The following is a 20,094-nucleotide window of genomic DNA, read 5'->3' as shown; positions in this document are numbered from 1 at the left end:
GATCCCACGCAAATCGGGGCGCAGGAGAGAATCGCCTCAGCCGGATGGAAGAGTCGGGGTAGGGATCGCCCTACAAGGATGGCGGGATTGGATAAGGGCAGCGGCACGTTTCAAGCGGCGAGCGGCAGGCAGGGGCAAAAAGCGCTGTTGGGGTGTGTCGCAAATGGATATGCCGAGGAAAAAACCTGTGGGAGCGAGCTTGATCGCGATAGGGAAGTGTCAGCCGACATCAGTCCTGAATGTGCCGCCGTCATCGCGAGCAAGCTCCCACAGAGGACGTGCTGAAGCTCAGAGCAACTTGTGCTCCATCGCATACTTCACCAGCTCGGCCAATGAAGTGACGTTGAGCTTCTGCATCAATCGCGCCTTGTGGGTACTGATGGTCTTGCTGCTCAGGGCCAGTTGCTGGGCGATGTCGTTGACGTTGGCCCCCTGGGCCAGGCGCTCGAACACCGAGAATTCCCGTTCGGACAGCAGCGAGTGCAGCGGCCGGGTGTTGGTCAGGCCGACTTCGAAAACCATGCGGTCGGCCAGATCCGGGTCGATGTAGCGCCCGCCCGCCGCCACCTTGCGAATCGCCATGAGCAGCAAGGCCGGGTCGCTGTCCTTGGTGGCGTAGCCGGCAGCCCCGATCTTCAGGGCCCGGGCGGCCATTTGCGCCTCGTCGTGCATCGACAGGACCAGGATGGCCGGCGGATTGTTCAACGCGCGAATCCGCGGAATCGCCTCCAGGCCGTTGACCCCAGGCATGGAGATGTCCAGCAGTACCACCTCACAGGGCACATGCCGCAAGGTCTCGAGCAACTGCTCGCCGTTGCTCGCCTCTCCGGCCACCACCAGGTCCTTTGCCAGGCCGATCAATTGCTTGATGCCTTCACGGACAATGGTGTGGTCTTCGGCTACCAGTACACGGATCACGTTCTTCTCCAGATTCAGGATTCACCGCCAGCAGGCTCGCTCCCGCGAGGTCATGCGTACATCTCGTCGATTCGGGAGCGAGCCGGCTCACAAAAGGCCTGCCAGGCCGAAACCATCAAGTTTCATTCAACGGCACTCGCACCGACAGGGTCGTCCCCTCCCCCGGCTCACTCTCCAGGGATAACCGCCCCCCCATGATCAACACCCGCTCCCGCATGCCAACCAGGCCAAAGGAGGTCGTTCGTCCGGCAGTGACAATGAATCCTACACCGTCATCGCTGATGGTCAGGCACAATTCATCGCCTTCCCGAGCCAGGGTCAGTTCCACGGTATGCGCCTGGGCATGGCGCATCACGTTGGTCAGCGCTTCCTGGAGAATCCGGAAAAGTCCGATGGCCTTGGCATCGCTCAGGGGCGGCAGGTTGTCCGGCACCTGCACCAGGCAAGGGATCTGGGTTCGCGCTTCGAAGCGCCGCGCCTGCCATTCGATGGCAGAGGCGATGCCGGCGTCTAGAATGGGCGGACGCAGCGCCGTCGCCACATCCCGCACCAGCTGGAACAACTGGGCAATCAGGCGCTTCATGCTGTTGAGGCGCTCCTGCAGGCCGGGGTCGAGCTGCGCATAGGCCAGCTCGCACATGGACGTCTCGAGCTTCAATACCGTCAGCATCTGGCCCAGTTCATCGTGGACTTCACGGGCGATCCGGGCCTTCTCCTCCTCCCGCACACTTTCCAGGTGCGCCGACAATTCGCGCAGTTGCTCCCGGGAACTGGCCAGCTCCAACTCGATGCGCTTGCTTTCAGTGATGTCCCAGACGATGCCGTCCCAGACATAGGCGCCGTCCTCGAGACGACGGGTGATGGCCTTGATCTCGGCCCAGCGCTCACGGCCTTCGCGGGTCAGGATACGGCCCTGCCACGACCAGTCACTGTCACTGTCCAGGGCCTGGTCCTGGGTGCGGTGATAATCGGCCTTGTCCTGCGGGTGCACCAGGCTGCGCAAGCCGGTGTCACTGCGCGCAAGGGTCGCGGGGGAGTAACCCACCAGGCTTTCGCTGCCTTCACTGATGTAGGCGAAATCGATCTGCCCGGTCACGGGCGCTCGCTCCAGGCGAAAGACCAGGCCCGGCACGTTGGCGGCGATACCTTGCAGGCGTGCTTCGCTTTCACGCAACGCCGCCAGCGCACGCCGGCGCTCGGTGACGTCGGTGAGGTAGACCACCAGGTACTCGGCGTCGCGAAAGCGCAGGAAGCTCAAGGAAACGTCCGCCGGCAGGATACTGCCATCGGCCCGCACGCATTCGGTTTCGAAACTCTGCGCCCCCTCCTCGCTGGACCTGGCGCGTTTCCACAGATTGAGCCAGCGGTCCATATGCAGGCCCGGCTCGAAATCGATCAAGGGCCGGTCGATGATCGCCCCTGGCGCATAGCCGAGCATGGTTTCAGCCGCGCGGTTGGCATAACGCACGTGGCTGTCCCAGTTGACCCAGAGGATGCCCACCGTGCTTTGGTCGATGGAAAACTGTGTCAGGCGCAAGGCTTCTTCGCTGGCGGCACGCTGGGCGATGTCTTCGCGCGCGCTACGCAGGCGGCGTTCCAGTTGCCGTTGTTGGCGACGCTGCCAGAACACGATGGCCACACTGCTCAGCAACATGACCAGCATCAACAACGTCAGGTTCTGCCAGAAACCCGGGGTCTCGGTCAGGCGTGGATACTTGGGCTTGAGCCAGCGACTGTGCAACTGCTCCAGGTCCCTGGCCGGAATGGCCTGCAGCACGTTGTCGACGATGCCGGCCAGTTGCGGCCAATCCCGGCGCGTGGCGACCCGTAGCAGTTGCGGCAGGCCGATATCCCCCACCACCACCAGCCCGGCGAATTCCGGCTCCACCATCAACCGCCCCAGCTCGGCCTCGTCGACCACTGCGTAACGGGCCTGTTGGCTCAACAGCAGCTGCAAGGCCTGGCGCTCCATCGGCACGCCTTGCAGATTCAGCATCGGGTAGTTGCCACGAAGATAGTCAGCCGTGGCACTGGGCATGCGTACGGCGACCCGGGCCTGGGCATCGAGCTTTTCCAGCTCCACCCCTTCGGCTCCCTTCTGTTCGCCAACGATCAGTTGCGGCACGCGCATGTAGGGGTCGGAAAACTGCCAGAGCCTGAGCCCACCGGGCGTCTGGGTCAGGCCCGGGGCAATATCCACCTGGCCGTCGCGCACTGCCGCCTCCAGTTGCGCCAGGTCCTGGAAGTTTCGCCAGGTCAGTTCGACGTTCATCGCCTTGCCCAGCCACTGCATCAGCTCGACGTTGGTCCCGGACAGACGCTGCAGGCGCCGGTCGTACTGCGCATAGGGCGCCTGCAGCACCAGCCCGACACGCAACTGCGGATGTTGCGCCAGCCATTGACGCTGTTCCTGGGTCAATTGCGCGCCATGCGTCGGTGGCGCGGGCGCAGCCCACGCCATCAAGGGGAGCCACAAACAGCCGATAACCCACAGGCAGCAAAAACGCATCATTGAAATCTCATGCACTGACAAATACTGACCAACCCATTAGGCTGCCGGAAATACTTCTGGTCATGGAATCTCCAATGTCCTTTGTTTACCGCCTGGCATTGCCAGCATTGTGCCTGTCGCTGATCCTGCCGAGTGCGTTTTCTGCACAGGCTGACGAAACGGCGCCCGCCGCAGCGGATCAACCCGCCGGGGAAAAACCCCTCGAACGCCAACCGTTGCTGGAGCGTAGCCAGGAAGAAGCGGCGGCTCTTGGACGAAAAGTCCCACCACAGGAACAGCAGCAGCTTCAAACCGGCAACGACACCTTCCTGGCTCTCTGGAAACCAGCCAACACCAGCGAACCCAAGGGTGCAGTCATCATAGTCCCCGGCGCTGGCGAAACAGCTGACTGGCCTCAAGTCATTGGCCCTTTGCGCAAGAAATTGCCGGATGTCGAATGGAGCAGCCTGAGTATCACGCTGCCAGACTTGCAAAGCGATGTCATCGCACCACGGGCGGTGGAAACACCAGCCGAGACCAAACCAGCCGATACGGCCGCCGCCGCACCGGACGCCGCCACGGCGGCCCCGATCGAACAGGTGGCGGGTGGCGAGGCGGACGCTGTCGACCCGGTCATGACCGATACGGGCGACGAGCACGACAAGGTCGACGCCGAACGCATCTTCGCCCGCATCGATGCGGCGCTGGCCTATGCCGAGCAGCAGAGCGCTCGCAGTATCGTGCTACTGGGCCACGGCAGCGGAGCTTATTGGGCAGCGCGCTACCTCAGCGAAAAACAGCCTTCGCAGATAGAACGTTTCGTGATGGTTGCCGCGCAGACGCCGGTGACCGCCAAACCCGGGCTGGCCGAACTGACGCCGACGCTGAAACTGGCCACAGCCGACTTCTTCTATCTGGACAAACCCTTGGACCGCAACGCGGCGCTGGAACGCTTGCAGGCGAGCAAACGCTTGAAAGGCTCGACGTTCAGTCAGGTGTCTCTCAAGGCCTTGCCCAATGCATCGGCACAGCAAGAGCAGCTGTTTCGTCGAGTTCGGGGTTGGCTCAATCCACAGAATCCCGACTGAGCCCCGTCAGGGAGCCTAGCGGAAGTCCCGTCGCTCCCTGATCAGCCGATAGGCGTTATGCAGGTCTCGGGTCTTGTCGGTGGCTTCGCGCACCTGCAAGGGCGTCCCACCGCTGCCGGCAATCTTGTCTGGATGATGTCGGCTCAGCAGACGACGGTAAGCCCGCTTGATCTGGGACGGCTCGCTGGTGGGCGAAACCCCCAGCAGGCGCAACGCTTCCTGGTAGCTCACGCCACTGCCGGGCAAGGCTGGTTTCTGCGGTTCGTAATCAACCGCCAGGGCCTGGACCTGTTGCGGTGTCCAACCCAGCCACTTGCCCCATTGAACCAGCAACTCGCGCTCGCTCGTCCCTGCGCGACCGTCAGCCCAGACCATTCGCCAGCAGGCTCGCAGCACGCCTTCAGCCGCATGGGGCTGGGCAGCGAGGCGACGCAGGTAGCCACGCAGACGGTCGTTCCCGGACTTGCCTCGATTGAACGCGGCGATGGCTCGGCGCTGGGCCGATTCGCTCAAGTCCAGCGCATGCATTTCCTGGCGCGCCTGCTGAATATGGCCATCGACCACTCGGCCATCAATCTTCGCCAGACGCCCCAGCAGGACAAACAATAGTTCATCGTTGCGTAACGCCGGACGCCCGCCCAGGCGCTCGCGCAGCTGCGCCCAGCCGTGCAGGTTCAGACGCCTGTCCAGCGCCTGTCCCAGCAATGCCCCCAGCATGGCCCCCGGAATGCTGGCTATGGCAAAGCCCGCTCCGGCTCCGATCAGAGTCCCTGGCCACCACATATCAACGGCTCGCTTCTATCAAGGTTTCGACTTGCGCCAAACGTTCATGAGTTCCGACATCGACCCACTGCCCTTGCAGGCGCTCGCCGCTGACCTGCCCCAGGGCCATGGCCTGTCGGAACAGCGGGGCGAGCTTGAACGCGCCATCCGAGCACCCCTTGAACAGCAAGGGATGCAGGACAGCAATGCCGCTATAAGTCAGTTTGTCGGCAGCCGCGCCGTCATCGTGAATCTTTCCGTGGAGCAGGACAAAATCACCACCCGGATGATGCTCGGGGTTGTCCACCAGCACCAGATGCGCCAAGCCTTGAAGCGGCCGGCGCAAGGCGCTGAAATCGAAATCGGTCCATATATCGCCATTGACCACCACGAACGGCTCGTCCCCCAGCAGCGGTAACGCCCGGAAGATGCCACCACCGGTCTCCAGCGGCTCACCCTCTGGCGAATAACGAATCCGCACGCCAAAACGCGAACCGTCGCCCAGGTGGTCCTCGATCTGCTGACCGAGCCAGGCGTGATTGATCACGATGTCGGTGAAGCCGGCGCTGGCCAGCGCCCGCAGATGGTATTCGATCAAGGGGACACCGCCGACACGAACCAACGGTTTGGGGGTGGTCAGGGTCAGCGGGCGCATGCGTTCCCCCTTGCCCGCCGCCAGGATCATCGCCTTCATGCCATCGCCCCGGCCGGTTGTCGCAGGCTCGAAAGCAGTTCACCCAACGGCGCCAGTTCGGGTCGGCGGGCGACCACTGCATCTATATAGGCAAAGAAGCGCGGCACATCGCCCAGGTAGCGAGGCTTGCCGTCGCGATGGCAGATGCGAGCAAAGATCCCGATGACCTTCAGATGGCGCTGAACCCCCATCAGGTCGCTGGCCCGCAGGAAATCCTCGATATCCGGCTGGACCGCAATGCCAAGTGCCGCAGCCTGGCGCCAGTAGTCTTCCAGCCAACCGCGCACGCGCTCCTCGGGCCAGCTCAGGAACGCATCCTTGAACAGGCAGGTCACGTCGTAGGTCACCGGACCGTAGACCGCATCCTGGAAGTCCAGCACGCCCGGGTTCGGTTCGCTGAGCATCAGGTTGCGTGGCATATAGTCGCGGTGTACCAACACTTTCGGCTGGGCCAGGGCGCTGTCGATCAGCAGCTCGCTGGCCTGCTGCCAGAGCTGCTGCTGTGCCGGATCGAACTCAATCCCCAGTTCACGCTTGACGTACCACTCGGGGAACAACTCGAGTTCGCGACGCAGCAGTGCGACGTCGTAGGAGGGCAGTGGCGCCACCATCGGCAATTGCTGAAAAGCCAGCAGGGCTTGCAGGGCGTCACGGAATAAATCGTCGGCATTTTCGCCATCGATCACGTCCAGATAGGTCCGGTTGCCCAGGTCATTGAGCAAAAGAAAGCCTCGCGCGAGGTCTTCGGCATAAATTTTCGGCACGTTGATTCCGGATTTCGCCAGCAAAAACGCAATGTCCACGAAGGGTTTGCAGTTTTCCTGGGGGGGCGGCGCATCCATCACGATCAGGCTGCGGCCCTCGCCTTCCCAGCGGAAATAGCGACGGAAACTCGCGTCGCTGCTGGCCGCGGTCAATGTGGCCGGGGGCACGGTGCCCCAACCCTGTGCGGCAAAAAGGATCGGGAGTTGCTCATCGAGCCAAACTTTCAGGTGTTGCAGGCGTACATCTTGGTCGGGCATTGCAAGGGTCTCCGACGGCGCTAGCCGTCAAGCGGGTCATGCTTTATTATCCAGCATCTTTTTCAGACCATCGAGAGGCGTGCGGCCCACACCGCGGGCAGATGGCACGCAGGAAGCCCGGACTAATAAGATGGCATTGAAATCCCCCGCGTTTCGTAAAAAATTCCCGTTGCTGGTTACCGGCAGTCTGCTGGCCCTGCAACCCCTGGCCTCTTCATTCGTCGTCGCGGCGCAGCAGTATGACTGCTCCGTCTCCGCAACGGGTGCCTGGGACTGTTCGCCCAAGACGCCGGCCGCAGCCTTGCCGCCACGTCCAGTGCACGACGGCAGTGCGGTTTCCGACAGCAGCGAAGCCCCGGCCGGGAGCACCTCGGTCGAAGAAGCCGGCGACAAGCCGATGCTGGTCACCGAGGCCAAGGGCCGCGGCCTGAAGTCCCGCAGTGAAGACTACAGCCACCTGGACTGGGTTCCACGGGAGAACCTCACACCTGCGCAACTGGCCGAAACCGGTCCTTACTGCTCGGGCGCCTATATCGAGCCGACGCGTCCCGGCATGAACGACAAGACGGCCAAGAGCGATGCCCCGACCTTCCTCGGTGCCAAGGCTTCCCGCTACGAGCAGGAACAACAGGTGGCGACCCTGGCCGGCGACGTGGTCATGCGCCAGGGCAGCATGCAGGTCGAGGCCGACGAAGCCAGCCTGTACCAGGCGGAGAACCGCGGTGAGCTGAGCGGTAACGTGCGGGTTCGCGACAACGGCGCGCTGATCGTCGGCGACCACGCCGATGTCCAGCTGGACACCGGCGAAGCCAAGGTCGACAACGCCGAATACGTGATGCACAAGTCGCGTATCCGCGGTAACGCCCTGTACGCCAAGCGCGCCGAAAACGCGATCATCCGTCTCAAGGACGGTACGTACACTACCTGTGAGCCGAACAGCAACGCCTGGACGCTGAAGGGCAACAACATCACCCTGAACCCGGCGACCGGCTTCGGTACCGCGACCAACGTAACGCTGCGGGTCAAGGACTTCCCGGTCCTGTACACCCCCTACATCTATTTCCCGATCGACGACCGACGCCAGTCCGGCTTCCTGCCACCCACCATCGGCAGCGGCAGCGATACTGGCTTCCTGTTGGTCACTCCGTACTACTTCAACCTGGCGCCGAACTACGATGCCACGTTGTACCCGCGCTACATGAGCAAGCGTGGCCTGTTGATGGAAGGCGAATTCCGTTACCTGACCAAGTCCAGCGAAGGTCAGTTCGGTGCCGCGTACCTCAACGATGAAGAAGACGAGCGCGCCAAGCAGTCCGATTACAGCAAGACCCGCTACATGTACAACTGGCAGCACAAGGGCGGCCTCGATTCGCGCGTACTGACGGAAGTCGACTACACCAAGATCAGCGATCCGTATTACTTCCAGGATCTGCAGACCGACCAGATTGGCGTCGAGTCCAGGGATTACGTGAACCAGCAGGGTGCGGTCAGCTACCGTGGGGATAACTTCACGGCACGGGTGAATGCCCAGGCCTACCAGATGGCGACGATCTCGAAGATCACACCGTACAACCGCCTGCCTCAGATCACCTTCAACGGCACTCTGCCGCAACATCCGTACGGGCTGGATTTCGCCTACAAGACGGAACTGGTGCGGTTTGATCGTGACTTGAGGGATGGCCTCTACAGCGATGAGGATGGGCTCACGACGCCGTGGCTGGATACTCGCGTATGGGGCCTGGCCCGCGCAAACGGCAACCGCATGAACCTGGCCCCGGTCGTCAGCCTGCCGATGAATGCCAGCTACGGCTATATCAAGCCATCGCTCAAGTATCAATACACGCAGTACGACCTCGACCTGGACGGTGAAGGCAAGGCGGATATCGCCTCGCAGTCAGCCGAACAGGACCGTCTGCGAGGCACCTATAGCAGCAACCAGAGCCGCGGCGTTCCTATCGCCAGCATCGACAGCGGGCTGTACTTCGACCGCGACACCCAATGGTTCGGCACCAATTATCGCCAGACCCTGGAACCACGCCTGTTCTACCTCTACGTACCGGAGAAGGACCAGAGCGACATTCCAGTGTTCGACACCAGTGAGTCGACCTTCAGTTATTCCTCGCTGTTCCGGGATAATCGCTTTACCGGTTCCGACCGTGTCGGTGACGAGAACAAGCTGTCCCTGGGCGTGACCAGCCGCTGGATCGAAGAGAACGGTTTCGAGCGCCAGCGGATCAGTGTCGGCCAGGCCCTGTACTTCAAGGACCGCGAAGTCCAGTTGCCAGGTATCGACTTCAAGACCCGCGAAGACGCCAAGTCGGACGTATCCCCGTATGCGCTGGAATACGAATACCGCTGGAACCGCGACTGGCGCACCACCGCCACCTACAACTGGGACCCGGACACCCACAGCCCGCGCTCGGGCAGTGCGATGTTCCATTACCAGCCGGAAGACAACCCGAACAAGGTCATCAACGCCGGTTATCGTTATCGCAACGACCAGGTCCGTTACGACGAGGCCACCGGTCAGTGGCAAGTGGGGGGTGGCGACTACGGTACGCCGGGCACACCTGGCTACGTGAAGGACTACTACAAGATCAAGCAGCACGACTTCTCCGTCATCTGGCCTGTCGTGCCGCAATGGAACCTCATCAGCCGCTGGCAGTACGACTACAACCGCAACCGTACCCTGGAAGCCTTCGGTGGTTTCGAATACGACAATTGCTGCTGGAAACTGCGCCTGATCAACCGTTACTGGGTCGACTATGAAGAATTCAGTCAAGCCGCCCCGGAAAACGAAAAAGGCGACCACGGCGTCTTCCTACAAATTGTCCTGAAGGGACTCGGCGGCCTCACTGGCGCCAAGGTAGAGAGCTTCCTCGACAAAGGCATCCAAGGTTATCGTGAACGTGAAGACCAAGCTTTCTGATTGTCTGCGCCCGCTGATGCTGGGCGCGCTGTTCCTGGGTACCGCGGCCAACGCCGCGGTACAGTCCATCGATAAAGTGGTGGCCATTGTCGATAACGATGTGGTCATGCAGAGCCAGCTGGACCAGCGCGTCCATGAAGTGCAGCAAACCATCGCCAAGCGCGGCGGCGGCCTGCCGCCACCGGGCGTGCTGGACCAGCAGGTGCTCGAGCGCCTGATCGTCGAGAACCTGCAACTGCAGATCGGCGAACGCTCTGGCATTCGCATCACCGATGAAGAGCTGAACCAGGCAGTCGGCACCATTGCCCAGCGCAACAACATGACCATCGACCAGTTCCGTGCGGCCCTGGCTCGTGACGGCCTTTCCTACGAGGATGCCCGGGACCAGATCCGTCGCGAGATGATCATCAGCCGCGTACGTCAGCGCCGGGTGGCCGAACGTATCCAGGTTTCGGAGCAGGAAGTGAAGAACTTCCTGGCTTCCGACCTGGGCAAGATGCAGCTCTCCGAAGAGCTGCACCTGGCCAATATTCTGATTCCCACACCTGAAAGCGCCAACTCCGAGGCGATCCAGAGCGCCTATCGCCAGGCCATGGATGTCTACCAGCAGCTCAAGCAAGGAGCAGACTTCGGCCAGATGGCCGTCGCCCGCTCCGGTAGCGAAAACGCCCTGGAAGGTGGTGACATGGGCTGGCGCAAGGCCGCTCAACTGCCACCGCCGTTCGACCGCGAACTGAGCGCCATGGCCGTGGGCGATATCACCCAGCCTGCTCGCACCCCTGGTGGCTTCATCATCCTGAAGCTGCTGGAGAAACGCGGCGGCGGCAACCAAGTCCGCGACGAAGTGCACGTTCGCCACATCCTGATCAAGCCAAGTGAAATCCGCAGCGAAGCCGAGACCCAGCGCCTGGCCGAGAAGCTCTACGACCGCATCGAAGCGGGCGAGGACTTCGCCGAACTGGCGAAGAGCTTTTCGGAAGACCCGGGTTCCGCCCTCAACGGTGGCGATCTGAACTGGGTCGATCCAAACGCACTGGTGCCGGAGTTCCGCCAGGTCATGGCCGAAACGCCGCAAGGCCAGCTGTCCAAGCCATTCAAGAGCCCTTATGGCTGGCATGTGCTGGAAGTCCTTGGCCGTCGCGCCACCGACAGCACTACCCAGGCTCGCGAACAGCAGGCGATGACGGTATTGCGTAACCGCAAATACGACGAAGAACTGCAGACCTGGCTACGTCAGATCCGCGATGAAGCCTACGTCGAGATCAAACTTCCTGGTGCAGACCAGGCAGCGCAGTGAAACCCAAGCGTTTCGCGCTGACGCCCGGCGAGCCTGCCGGCATCGGTCCCGACCTGTGCCTGCTGCTCGCTGCGCATCCCCAGCCTCATCCGCTGATTGCCATTACCAGCCGCGACCTGCTCCTCGAACGGGCCGCGCAGCTAGGCGTGGCCATCAAGCTGCTCGAGGTCCTGCCGAACGCCTGGCCGGACACGCCAGCACCGGCTGGCAGCCTGTATGTCTGGGATACGCCGTTGGGCGCCCCGGTCGTCACCGGGCAACTGGACAAGGCCAACGCCGGGTTCGTCCTGCAGACCCTGACCCGCGCCGCCCAAGGCTGCCTGGACGGAACGTTTGCCGGCATGATCACCGCACCTGTGCACAAGGGCGTGATCAACGAATCAGGTATCGCCTTTTCCGGACACACCGAGTTCCTCGCTGACCTGACCCATACTCCACAGGTGGTGATGATGCTCGCCACCCGTGGCCTGCGCGTCGCCCTGGTGACCACGCACCTGCCCCTGCGGGACGTGGCCGACGCCATCACCCCGGAACGCCTGGAGCGTGTCACACGAATCCTCCATGCAGACCTGCAAGAGAAATTCGGTATCGCTCATCCTCGCATCCTGGTGTGCGGACTCAACCCCCATGCCGGTGAAGGCGGGCATCTGGGCCGTGAAGAAATCGATATCATCGAACCCACATTGGAGCGCTTGCGCAGCGAAGGCATTGACCTGCATGGCCCGCTGCCCGCCGACACTCTGTTTACCCCCAAATATCTGGAGCACTGCGATGCGGTGCTGGCGATGTACCACGATCAGGGGCTGCCCGTGCTGAAGTACAAGGGCTTCGGCGCTGCGGTCAACGTGACCCTGGGCCTGCCGATCATCCGCACCTCCGTGGACCACGGTACAGCCCTGGACCTGGCCGGCAGCGGCCGGATCGACACCGGCAGCCTGCAAGTCGCACTGGAAACCGCCTACCAGATGGCCGAGACCCATTTATGACCGAGCAATACCAACACCGCGCGCGCAAGCGCTTCGGCCAGAACTTCCTGCATGACGCCGGCGTGATCGATCGCATCCTGCGCTCCATCAATGCCAAGCCCGACGACCGCATGCTGGAAATCGGCCCAGGCCAGGGCGCCTTGACCGAAGGCCTGCTTGGCAGCGGCGCGCAGCTGGACGTGGTGGAACTGGACAAGGACCTGGTTCCGATTCTCAACCAGCAATTTGCCGGCAAGAGCAATTTCAACCTGCACCAGGGCGACGCGCTGAAGTTCGACTTCAATAGCCTCAACGCCGCGCCGAACAGCCTGCGTGTCGTGGGGAACCTGCCGTACAACATCTCCACACCCTTGATTTTCCACCTGCTGAACAATGCCGGCCTGATCCGCGACATGCACTTCATGCTGCAGAAAGAAGTGGTCGAACGCCTTGCCGCCGGTCCTGGCGGCGGTGATTGGGGTCGCCTGTCGATCATGGTCCAGTACCATTGCCGGGTCGAACACCTGTTCAACGTCGGCCCCGGGGCCTTCAATCCGCCACCGAAAGTCGATTCGGCCATTGTCCGCCTGGTTCCTCACGCGGTCCTGCCGCATCCGGCCAAGGATCATCGCCTGCTCGAGCGCGTGGTACGCGAAGCCTTCAACCAGCGCCGCAAGACGCTGCGCAACACCCTGAAGCTATTGCTCGGCAGCGCCGATATCGAAGCTGCCGGCGTCGACGGCAGCCTGCGCCCCGAACAGCTGGACCTGGCGGCGTTCGTGCGCCTGGCCGACAAGCTCAGCGAACAGGCCGCAGCGAAAGCCGACGCCAACTGACGGGCCAAGGACTTCATCGGGTGGATGCCCTCTGGTTTACCACCCGATATTTGGCCTAGACTGACTCCGTCAGCCGCGCCCGCGCCCCACCTTTCCCAGGGTTCACCCGGGATTCACCGAGTGGCGATAAGGCAAAACAGGCATGAGGCATGGAAGTCCCTTTCGACTTCGACGTCCCAAACGAGCATCCCGAGCCTGTTTTCAACGCAGCGTGAGCGGCGCGCAGGCATTTTCCATACGAAGCCCAAGGCCTTTTTGCATGTCCGATCCTCGTTACCAGGTCGACGTCAGCGTCACCACCCGTTTTCTGGCGGAACAATCGCAACCCGAGCACAACCGCTTCGCCTTCGCCTACAGCATTACGGTGCGCAACAATGGCTCGCTGCCAGCCCGGCTGCTATCCAGGCACTGGATCATTACCGACGGCGATGGACAAGTGGAAGAAGTGCGCGGCGAAGGCGTGGTGGGCCAGCAACCGCTGATCGACGCCGGTAAAACCCACAGCTATACCAGCGGCACCGTGATGACCACCAGGGTGGGCACCATGCAAGGCTCCTATCAGATGCTGGCCGAGGACGGCCAACGCTTCGACGCGATCATCAAGCCCTTCCGCCTGGCGGTGCCCGGAGCGCTGCACTGATGGCTACCTATGCGGTTGGCGATCTGCAAGGCTGCCTCGAACCGCTCAAGTGCCTGCTGGAGCGCGTGGCCTTCGACCCAGGGCGTGACACCCTCTGGCTGGTCGGGGACCTGGTCAACCGCGGCCCGCAATCACTGGAAACCTTGCGCTTTCTCCATGGCATTCGCCAGTCGCTGGTTTGCGTGCTGGGCAATCATGACCTGCACCTGCTGGCCGCCTGGCAGAACATCGAGCGCCTGAAAAAATCCGATACCCTGAAGGAAATTCTCGACGCCCCTGACTGCGTCGAACTGCTGGAGTGGCTGCGTCAGCAAAAACTCATGCACTACGACGAGCAGCGCAACCTGGCGCTGGTGCATGCCGGCATCCCGCCCCAGTGGTCCCTGCGCAAGGCACTCAAATGCGCAGGCGAAGTGGAACAGGCGTTGCGCGACGACAACCTGTTCATCCCTTTCCTGGACGGTATGTACGGCAATGACCCGGTCAAGTGGAACAACGATCTCTCCGGCACCGCCCGCCTCCGGGTCATTACCAACTATTTCACCCGCATGCGCTTCTGCACACAAGACGGCAAGCTCGATCTCAAGAGCAAGGAAGGCATCGAGACCGCGCCGCCCGGCTACGCCCCCTGGTTCAAACACAAAGAGCGCAAGACCCGTAACCTTAAGATCATTTTCGGTCACTGGGCATCGCTAGAAGGACAATGCGACGAGCCAGGCGTGTTCGCCCTCGATACCGGTTGCGTGTGGGGCAGCGCAATGACCTTGATGAATATCGACACGGGCGAGCGACTGCGTTGCGATTGCGACGAGCGGGGGCACGCCAAATCCCATCATCCGGCCACGGCGCCATTGCCGGTCGGCACTGCCGTCTGAGCGGCGCCGCGTTCAAGGCCACAGGAGTCCTACATGACCGAATTCAAACGCATCCACCCAGAACAAGCCCAAGCCCTGCGCGAACAAGGTGCCGTAGTGGTCGACGTCCGCGATGCGGCGACCTTTGCCGCTCTCCATATCAAAGGCTCCCTGCACCTGGACAATCACTCACTGCATGACTTCATCACCCATGCCGATCTCGATGCGCCGCTCGTGGTGGTTTGCTATCACGGCAATTCCAGCCAGAGCGCAGCCGCCTATCTGGTCGGCCAGGGCTTCAGCGATGTCTACAGCCTGGACGGAGGTTTCGAGCTGTGGCGTACGATCTATCCTGCGGAAACGTCGCAAAGCACTTCCGAATAATTTTTTATGTTCGCTCAAGCCCGCGTAATCCGCGGGCTTGAGCGATGGCGGACGAACGGTCTGCCATAACTTATTACGCATTCATCCTGTGCCTCTCCGATTCCGAACTATTCTTAGCCTCAGGCCATCCAAAACAGGGGAGAGCCGGTACACCGGCGCGCGGGTCATCGGGAGTAAGCTTTCAGAAGCCTGCATTCTGGAAGCATTCTGGGGGGTAAACGGCAGTTGGATTCCCAGCGGCTGGCCAGCATCGACTGATTGATCCGACACCGGCTCCACGTATCGAGCGAGGTGACGTCATGAGTATTTTTAGCCACTTCCAGCAACGTTTCGAGTCCACGCGGCAGGAGGAATACTCGCTGCAGGAATACCTCGAACTCTGCAAGCAGGACCGCAGCGCCTATGCATCGGCTGCGGAGCGTCTGTTGCTGGCCATCGGAGAACCGGAACTGCTGGACACCTCGACCAATTCGAGGCTCTCGCGGATCTTTTCCAACAAGGTGATTCGCCGCTATCCGGCCTTCGAAGACTTCCACGGGATGGAAGAATGCATCGACCAGATCGTGTCCTATTTCCGCCATGCCGCCCAAGGCCTGGAAGAGAAGAAGCAGATTCTCTATCTGCTCGGCCCGGTGGGTGGCGGTAAATCGTCCCTGGCCGAGAAACTCAAGCAACTGATCGAAAAAGTGCCCTTCTATGCCATCAAGGGCTCGCCAGTGTTCGAATCGCCCCTGGGGCTATTCAACGCCACCGAGGACGGCGCGATTCTCGAGGAGGATTTCGGCATCCCACGTCGGTACCTCAACACCATCATGTCACCATGGGCGACCAAGCGCCTGGCCGAGTTCGGTGGCGATATCAGCCAGTTCCGGGTGGTCAAGCTCTACCCATCGATCCTCAACCAGATCGCGGTGGCCAAGACCGAACCCGGAGATGAAAACAACCAGGACATTTCGGCACTGGTGGGCAAGGTCGATATCCGCAAGCTGGAAGAATTCCCACAGAACGACGCCGACGCCTACAGCTACTCGGGTGCATTGTGCCGGGCCAACCAGGGCCTGATGGAATTCGTCGAGATGTTCAAGGCGCCGATCAAAGTGCTGCACCCTTTGCTGACCGCCACCCAGGAAGGCAATTACAACAGCACCGAGGGCCTTGGAGCGATTCCGTTCAGCGGCATCCTGCTTGCCCACTCCAACGAGTCGGAATGGCATACCTTCCGCAACAACAAGAACAACGAAGCCTTCATCGACCGGATCTACATCGTCAAGGTGCCGTACTGCCTGCGTGTCACCGATGAGGTGAAGATCTACGACAAGCTGCTGTTCAACAGCTCCCTGTCCAAGGCCCATTGCGCTCCGGACACACTGAAGATGCTGGCGCAGTTCACCGTGCTGTCGCGCCTCAAGGAGCCGGAGAACTCCAACATCTATTCCAAGATGCGGGTGTATGACGGTGAAAACCTCAAGGACACTGATCCGAAGGCCAAGTCGATCCAGGAATACCGTGACAACGCCGGTGTCGACGAAGGGATGAACGGGCTGTCCACACGCTTCGCGTTCAAGATCCTGTCCAAGGTCTTCAACTTCGACCCTCACGAGATTGCCGCCAACCCGGTACACCTGCTGTACGTGCTGGAACAGCAGATCGAGCAGGAACAATTCCAGGCCGAAACCCGTGAGCGCTATCTGCGTTTTCTCAAGGAATACCTGGCGCCGCGTTATATCGAATTCATTGGCAAGGAGATCCAGACCGCTTACCTGGAGTCCTACAGCGAATACGGCCAGAACATCTTCGACCGCTACGTGCTGTACGCAGACTTCTGGATCCAGGACCAGGAATATCGCGATCCGGAAACCGGTGAAATCCTTAACCGCGTTGCGCTCAACGAGGAGTTGGAAAAGATCGAGAAACCCGCTGGCATCAGCAATCCGAAGGATTTCCGCAACGAAATCGTCAACTTCGTGTTGCGCGCCCGGGCCAACAACAACGGCAAGAATCCGACCTGGCTCAGCTATGAAAAGCTGCGAGTGGTCATCGAGAAGAAAATGTTCTCCAACACCGAGGATCTGTTGCCGGTCATCAGCTTCAATGCCAAGGCCAGCAAGGAGGACCAGCAAAAACACAACGACTTCGTCACACGCATGGTTGAACGTGGCTACACAGACAAACAGGTACGACTGCTCTCCGAGTGGTATCTGCGGGTCCGGAAATCGCAGTGAAGCAGTGAAGCAGCGGCAGGCTTCAAGCCACGAGCTGCAGGGGCGCTCTACGCCCTTGCGCTCCCGGCTTGCAGCCTGAAGCTGAGAACTTGAAGCTGCCCGGAGGGCTCCTCATGAGCTACGTGATCGACCGACGCCTCAATGGCAAGAACAAGAGCACGGTGAACCGCCAGCGGTTTCTGCGGCGTTACCGTGACCATATCAAGAAGGCCGTCGAAGAGGCGGTCAGCCGCCGCTCCATTACCGACATGGAGCACGGTGAACAGATCAGCATTCCCGGCCGCGATATCGACGAGCCGGTGCTTCATCATGGGCGCGGCGGCAAGCAGACTGTCGTGCACCCTGGCAACAAGGAATTTACCAGCGGCGAGCATATCCCCCGCCCACCGGGTGGAGGCGGCGGCCGAGGCCCCGGCAAGGCCGGAAACTCGGGCGAAGGCATGGACGAGTTCGTCTTCCAGATCACTCAGGAGGAATTCCTCGAATTCATGTTCGAGGACCTGGAACTGCCGAATCTGGTCAAACGCAACCTGACCGGCACGGACACCTTCAAGACCGTGCGCGCCGGTATCAGCAACGAAGGCAATCCATCGCGGATCAACATCATCCGCACCCTGCGTTCGGCCCACGCCCGGCGCATCGCGCTGTCCGGCAGCAGCAGGACGAAACTGCGGGAGGTGAAGGAAGAACTGGCCCGCTTGAAACGCGAAGAACCCGACAACTTCGGCGATATTCAAGAACTGGAAGCGGAAATCGAGAAACTCAGCGCACGCATTCACCGCGTACCGTTCCTCGACACCTTTGACCTGAAATACAACCTCTTGGTCAAGCAGCCCAATCCCAGCTCCAAGGCGGTGATGTTCTGCCTGATGGACGTTTCCGGCTCCATGACCCAGGCCACCAAGGACATCGCCAAGCGCTTCTTCATCCTCCTGTACCTGTTTCTCAAACGGAACTACGACAAGATCGATGTAGTGTTCATCCGCCACCACACCAGCGCCAGGGAAGTGGATGAAGAGGAGTTCTTCTATTCCAGGGAGACCGGCGGCACCATCGTCTCCAGCGCCCTGAAGCTGATGCAGGAGATCATGGCCGAACGCTACCCGGCCAATGAATGGAACATCTACGCAGCCCAGGCGTCCGACGGTGACAACTGGAACGACGACTCGCCGATCTGCCGTGACATCCTGATCAACCAGATCATGCCGTTCGTCCAGTACTACACCTATGTGGAAATCACCCCGCGGGAGCACCAGGCCCTGTGGTACGAATACGAACGCATCGCCGAAGCCTTTTCCGACACATTTGCCCAACAGCAATTGGTCTCGGCCGGGGATATCTACCCGGTCTTCCGTGAACTCTTCCAGCGCAGGTTAGTGACATGACCGCCAAAAAAGAGCAGAAACGCCAGCCAATCTCCACCGGCTCCGAATGGACGTTCGAGCTGATCCAGGCCTACGACCGCGAAATCAGCCGTATCGCGGATCGTTATGCCCTCGACACCTACCCCAACCAGATCGAGGTGATCACCGCCGAACAGATGATGGACGCCTACGCGTCAGTCGGCATGCCGCTGGGTTATCACCACTGGTCCTACGGCAAGCATTTTCTGAGCACCGAGAAATCCTACACTCGTGGCCAGATGGGGCTGGCCTACGAGATCGTGATCAACTCCGATCCATGCATCGCCTACCTGATGGAAGAAAACACTATCTGCATGCAGGCGCTGGTGGTGGCACACGCCTGCTATGGCCATAACAGCTTCTTCAAGGGCAATTACCTGTTCCGCACGTGGACCGACGCCAGTTCGATCATCGATTACCTGGTGTTCGCCAAGCAGTACATCATGCAATGCGAGGAACGCCATGGCATCGACGCGGTGGAGGACCTCCTGGACTCCTGCCATGCCTTGATGAACTACGGGGTGGATCGCTACAAAAGGCCATATCCGATCTCTGCCGAAGAAGAACGGCGGCGCCAGAAGGACCGCGAAGAACACCTGCAGAAGCAGATCAACGACCTGTGGCGGACCATTCCCAAGGGCGCCGACAAGTACAGCGAGAAGGACAACGCACGCTTCCCGGCCGAACCCCAGGAAAACATTCTCTACTTCATCGAAAAGCACGCACCGCTGCTGGAACCGTGGCAACGGGAAATCGTGCGCATCGTGCGCAAGATTGCCCAGTATTTCTATCCACAGCGCCAGACGCAGGTCATGAACGAAGGCTGGGCCACGTTCTGGCACTACACCCTGATGAACGACCTGTACGACGAAGGGCTGGTTACCGACGGCTTCATGATGGAGTTCCTGACTTCTCATACGAGCGTGGTGTTCCAGCCTGGTTTCGACAGCCCCTATTACAGCGGCATCAACCCTTACGCACTGGGCTTTGCCATGTACCGCGATATCCGCCGCATGTGCGAGAACCCCACCGAAGAGGACCGTCGCTGGTTCCCTGAAATTGCCGGTTCGGACTGGCTGTCCACCCTGAAGTTCGCCATGAGCAGCTTCAAGGACGAGAGCTTCATCCTGCAATACCTCTCGCCCAAGGTGATCCGCGACATGAAGCTGTTCAGCATCCTCGATGATGATCAGAAGGATGACCTGGTGGTGCCCGCCATCCACGATGAAAGTGGCTATCGGATCATCCGTGAGACCCTGGCTGCGCAGTACAACCTGGGTAATCGCGAACCCAACGTGCAGATCTACAGCATCGACCGTCGAGGAGACCGCTCGCTGACCCTGCGCCATCAGGCACACAACCGTAAACCGCTGGGCGATTCGACCGATGAAGTGCTCAAGCACCTGCACCGCCTATGGGGCTTCGACATCCACCTGGAAACCCTGCAGGGTGACCAGGTAATGAAAACCCACCACGTACCACCCAGGAGCGAGCAAACCGAGGGGGACTACGGCCGCCTGGACCTGGCTGTCATTCATCTTTGATTTCGTTTTCCACCTCCGAAGACCGGGCGCAAGGGTTATCCTGTC

The 20,094-nt window shown here is 60.9% G+C and carries 16 protein-coding genes; 11 read left to right on the top strand and 5 right to left on the bottom strand.

Annotated features, from left to right (window positions below; translation table 11 throughout):
• Positions 1 to 288 precede the first annotated feature (288 nt).
• Both BW992_RS09795 and BW992_RS09790 read right to left on the bottom strand, forming a co-directional pair.
• Entirely contained in the window at positions 289 to 918 is a 630-nt protein-coding gene (locus BW992_RS09795; protein ID WP_072389670.1) for a response regulator, read from the bottom strand.
• Between the two features lie 115 nt (positions 919 to 1,033).
• Complete coding sequence (locus BW992_RS09790) at positions 1,034 to 3,430, bottom strand: PAS domain-containing sensor histidine kinase (protein ID WP_076406093.1); 2,397 nt, start codon at positions 3,428 to 3,430, stop codon at positions 1,034 to 1,036.
• 74 nt (positions 3,431 to 3,504) lie between these two features.
• On the opposite strand from BW992_RS09790, the gene BW992_RS09785 reads away from it, so the two are divergent.
• On the top strand, positions 3,505 to 4,497 hold the full coding sequence (locus BW992_RS09785) for an alpha/beta hydrolase family protein (protein ID WP_076406091.1): 993 nt from the start codon (positions 3,505 to 3,507) through the stop codon (positions 4,495 to 4,497).
• A gap of 15 nt (positions 4,498 to 4,512) precedes the next feature.
• Here BW992_RS09785 and BW992_RS09780 read toward each other — a convergent pair whose 3' ends face one another.
• From BW992_RS09780 to BW992_RS09770, 3 genes are read right to left on the bottom strand one after another with little or no spacing between them, the layout of a single operon-like run.
• Complete coding sequence (locus BW992_RS09780) at positions 4,513 to 5,280, bottom strand: TerB family tellurite resistance protein (RefSeq protein ID WP_076406089.1); 768 nt, start codon at positions 5,278 to 5,280, stop codon at positions 4,513 to 4,515.
• Between the two features lies 1 nt (position 5,281).
• Positions 5,282 to 5,953 (bottom strand): N-acetylmuramate alpha-1-phosphate uridylyltransferase MurU, encoded by a 672-nt coding sequence (murU, locus tag BW992_RS09775; protein ID WP_072389692.1) that lies wholly within the window; start codon positions 5,951 to 5,953, stop codon positions 5,282 to 5,284.
• Entirely contained in the window at positions 5,950 to 6,975 is a 1,026-nt protein-coding gene (locus BW992_RS09770; protein WP_072389695.1) for an aminoglycoside phosphotransferase family protein, read from the bottom strand. The genes murU and BW992_RS09770 overlap by 4 nt, the downstream gene beginning before the upstream one ends.
• 130 nt (positions 6,976 to 7,105) lie before the next feature.
• Here BW992_RS09770 and BW992_RS09765 point away from each other — a divergent pair, with 130 nt between their 5' ends.
• The 10 genes from BW992_RS09765 to BW992_RS09720 all read left to right on the top strand — a co-directional run bounded on the left by BW992_RS09765 (position 7,106) and on the right by BW992_RS09720 (position 20,049).
• Positions 7,106 to 9,904 carry an LPS-assembly protein LptD gene (locus BW992_RS09765; protein WP_072459126.1) on the top strand — a complete coding sequence of 933 codons (2,799 nt, stop codon included), beginning with the start codon at positions 7,106 to 7,108 and terminating at the stop codon, positions 9,902 to 9,904.
• A complete protein-coding gene (surA, locus tag BW992_RS09760) occupies positions 9,885 to 11,201 on the top strand; it encodes a peptidylprolyl isomerase SurA (RefSeq protein WP_143147030.1) in 1,317 nt (438 codons plus the stop codon). The genes BW992_RS09765 and surA overlap by 20 nt, the downstream gene beginning before the upstream one ends.
• Entirely contained in the window at positions 11,198 to 12,187 is a 990-nt protein-coding gene (gene pdxA / locus BW992_RS09755; RefSeq protein WP_072389705.1) for a 4-hydroxythreonine-4-phosphate dehydrogenase PdxA, read from the top strand. Before surA ends, pdxA begins: the two co-directional genes overlap by 4 nt.
• Complete coding sequence (gene rsmA, locus BW992_RS09750; protein ID WP_072389708.1) at positions 12,184 to 13,002, top strand: 16S rRNA (adenine(1518)-N(6)/adenine(1519)-N(6))-dimethyltransferase RsmA; 819 nt, start codon at positions 12,184 to 12,186, stop codon at positions 13,000 to 13,002. Before pdxA ends, rsmA begins: the two co-directional genes overlap by 4 nt.
• Before the next feature lie 259 nt (positions 13,003 to 13,261).
• Complete coding sequence (gene apaG, locus BW992_RS09745) at positions 13,262 to 13,642, top strand: Co2+/Mg2+ efflux protein ApaG (protein ID WP_072389711.1); 381 nt, start codon at positions 13,262 to 13,264, stop codon at positions 13,640 to 13,642.
• Positions 13,642 to 14,517, top strand: coding sequence for a symmetrical bis(5'-nucleosyl)-tetraphosphatase (locus BW992_RS09740; protein ID WP_072389714.1), 876 nt, complete (start codon positions 13,642 to 13,644; stop codon positions 14,515 to 14,517). Before apaG ends, BW992_RS09740 begins: the two co-directional genes overlap by 1 nt.
• Positions 14,518 to 14,550: 33 nt before the next feature.
• Entirely contained in the window at positions 14,551 to 14,880 is a 330-nt protein-coding gene (glpE, locus tag BW992_RS09735; RefSeq protein WP_072431959.1) for a thiosulfate sulfurtransferase GlpE, read from the top strand.
• A gap of 299 nt (positions 14,881 to 15,179) precedes the next feature.
• Positions 15,180 to 17,102: a PrkA family serine protein kinase gene (locus BW992_RS09730; RefSeq protein ID WP_072389720.1), complete on the top strand. Its 1,923-nt coding sequence runs from the start codon at positions 15,180 to 15,182 to the stop codon at positions 17,100 to 17,102.
• A gap of 113 nt (positions 17,103 to 17,215) precedes the next feature.
• On the top strand, positions 17,216 to 18,487 hold the full coding sequence (locus tag BW992_RS09725; RefSeq protein WP_072389725.1) for a YeaH/YhbH family protein: 1,272 nt from the start codon (positions 17,216 to 17,218) through the stop codon (positions 18,485 to 18,487).
• A complete protein-coding gene (locus BW992_RS09720) occupies positions 18,484 to 20,049 on the top strand; it encodes a SpoVR family protein (RefSeq protein WP_072431958.1) in 1,566 nt (521 codons plus the stop codon). Before BW992_RS09725 ends, BW992_RS09720 begins: the two co-directional genes overlap by 4 nt.
• The last annotated feature ends 45 nt before the right edge of the window (positions 20,050 to 20,094 follow it).

It is taken from the genome of Pseudomonas sp. 7SR1, assembly GCF_900156465.1.
In the GTDB taxonomy this organism is placed as follows: domain Bacteria; phylum Pseudomonadota; class Gammaproteobacteria; order Pseudomonadales; family Pseudomonadaceae; genus Aquipseudomonas.
This window is presented reverse-complemented; position numbering and strand designations above follow the sequence as displayed.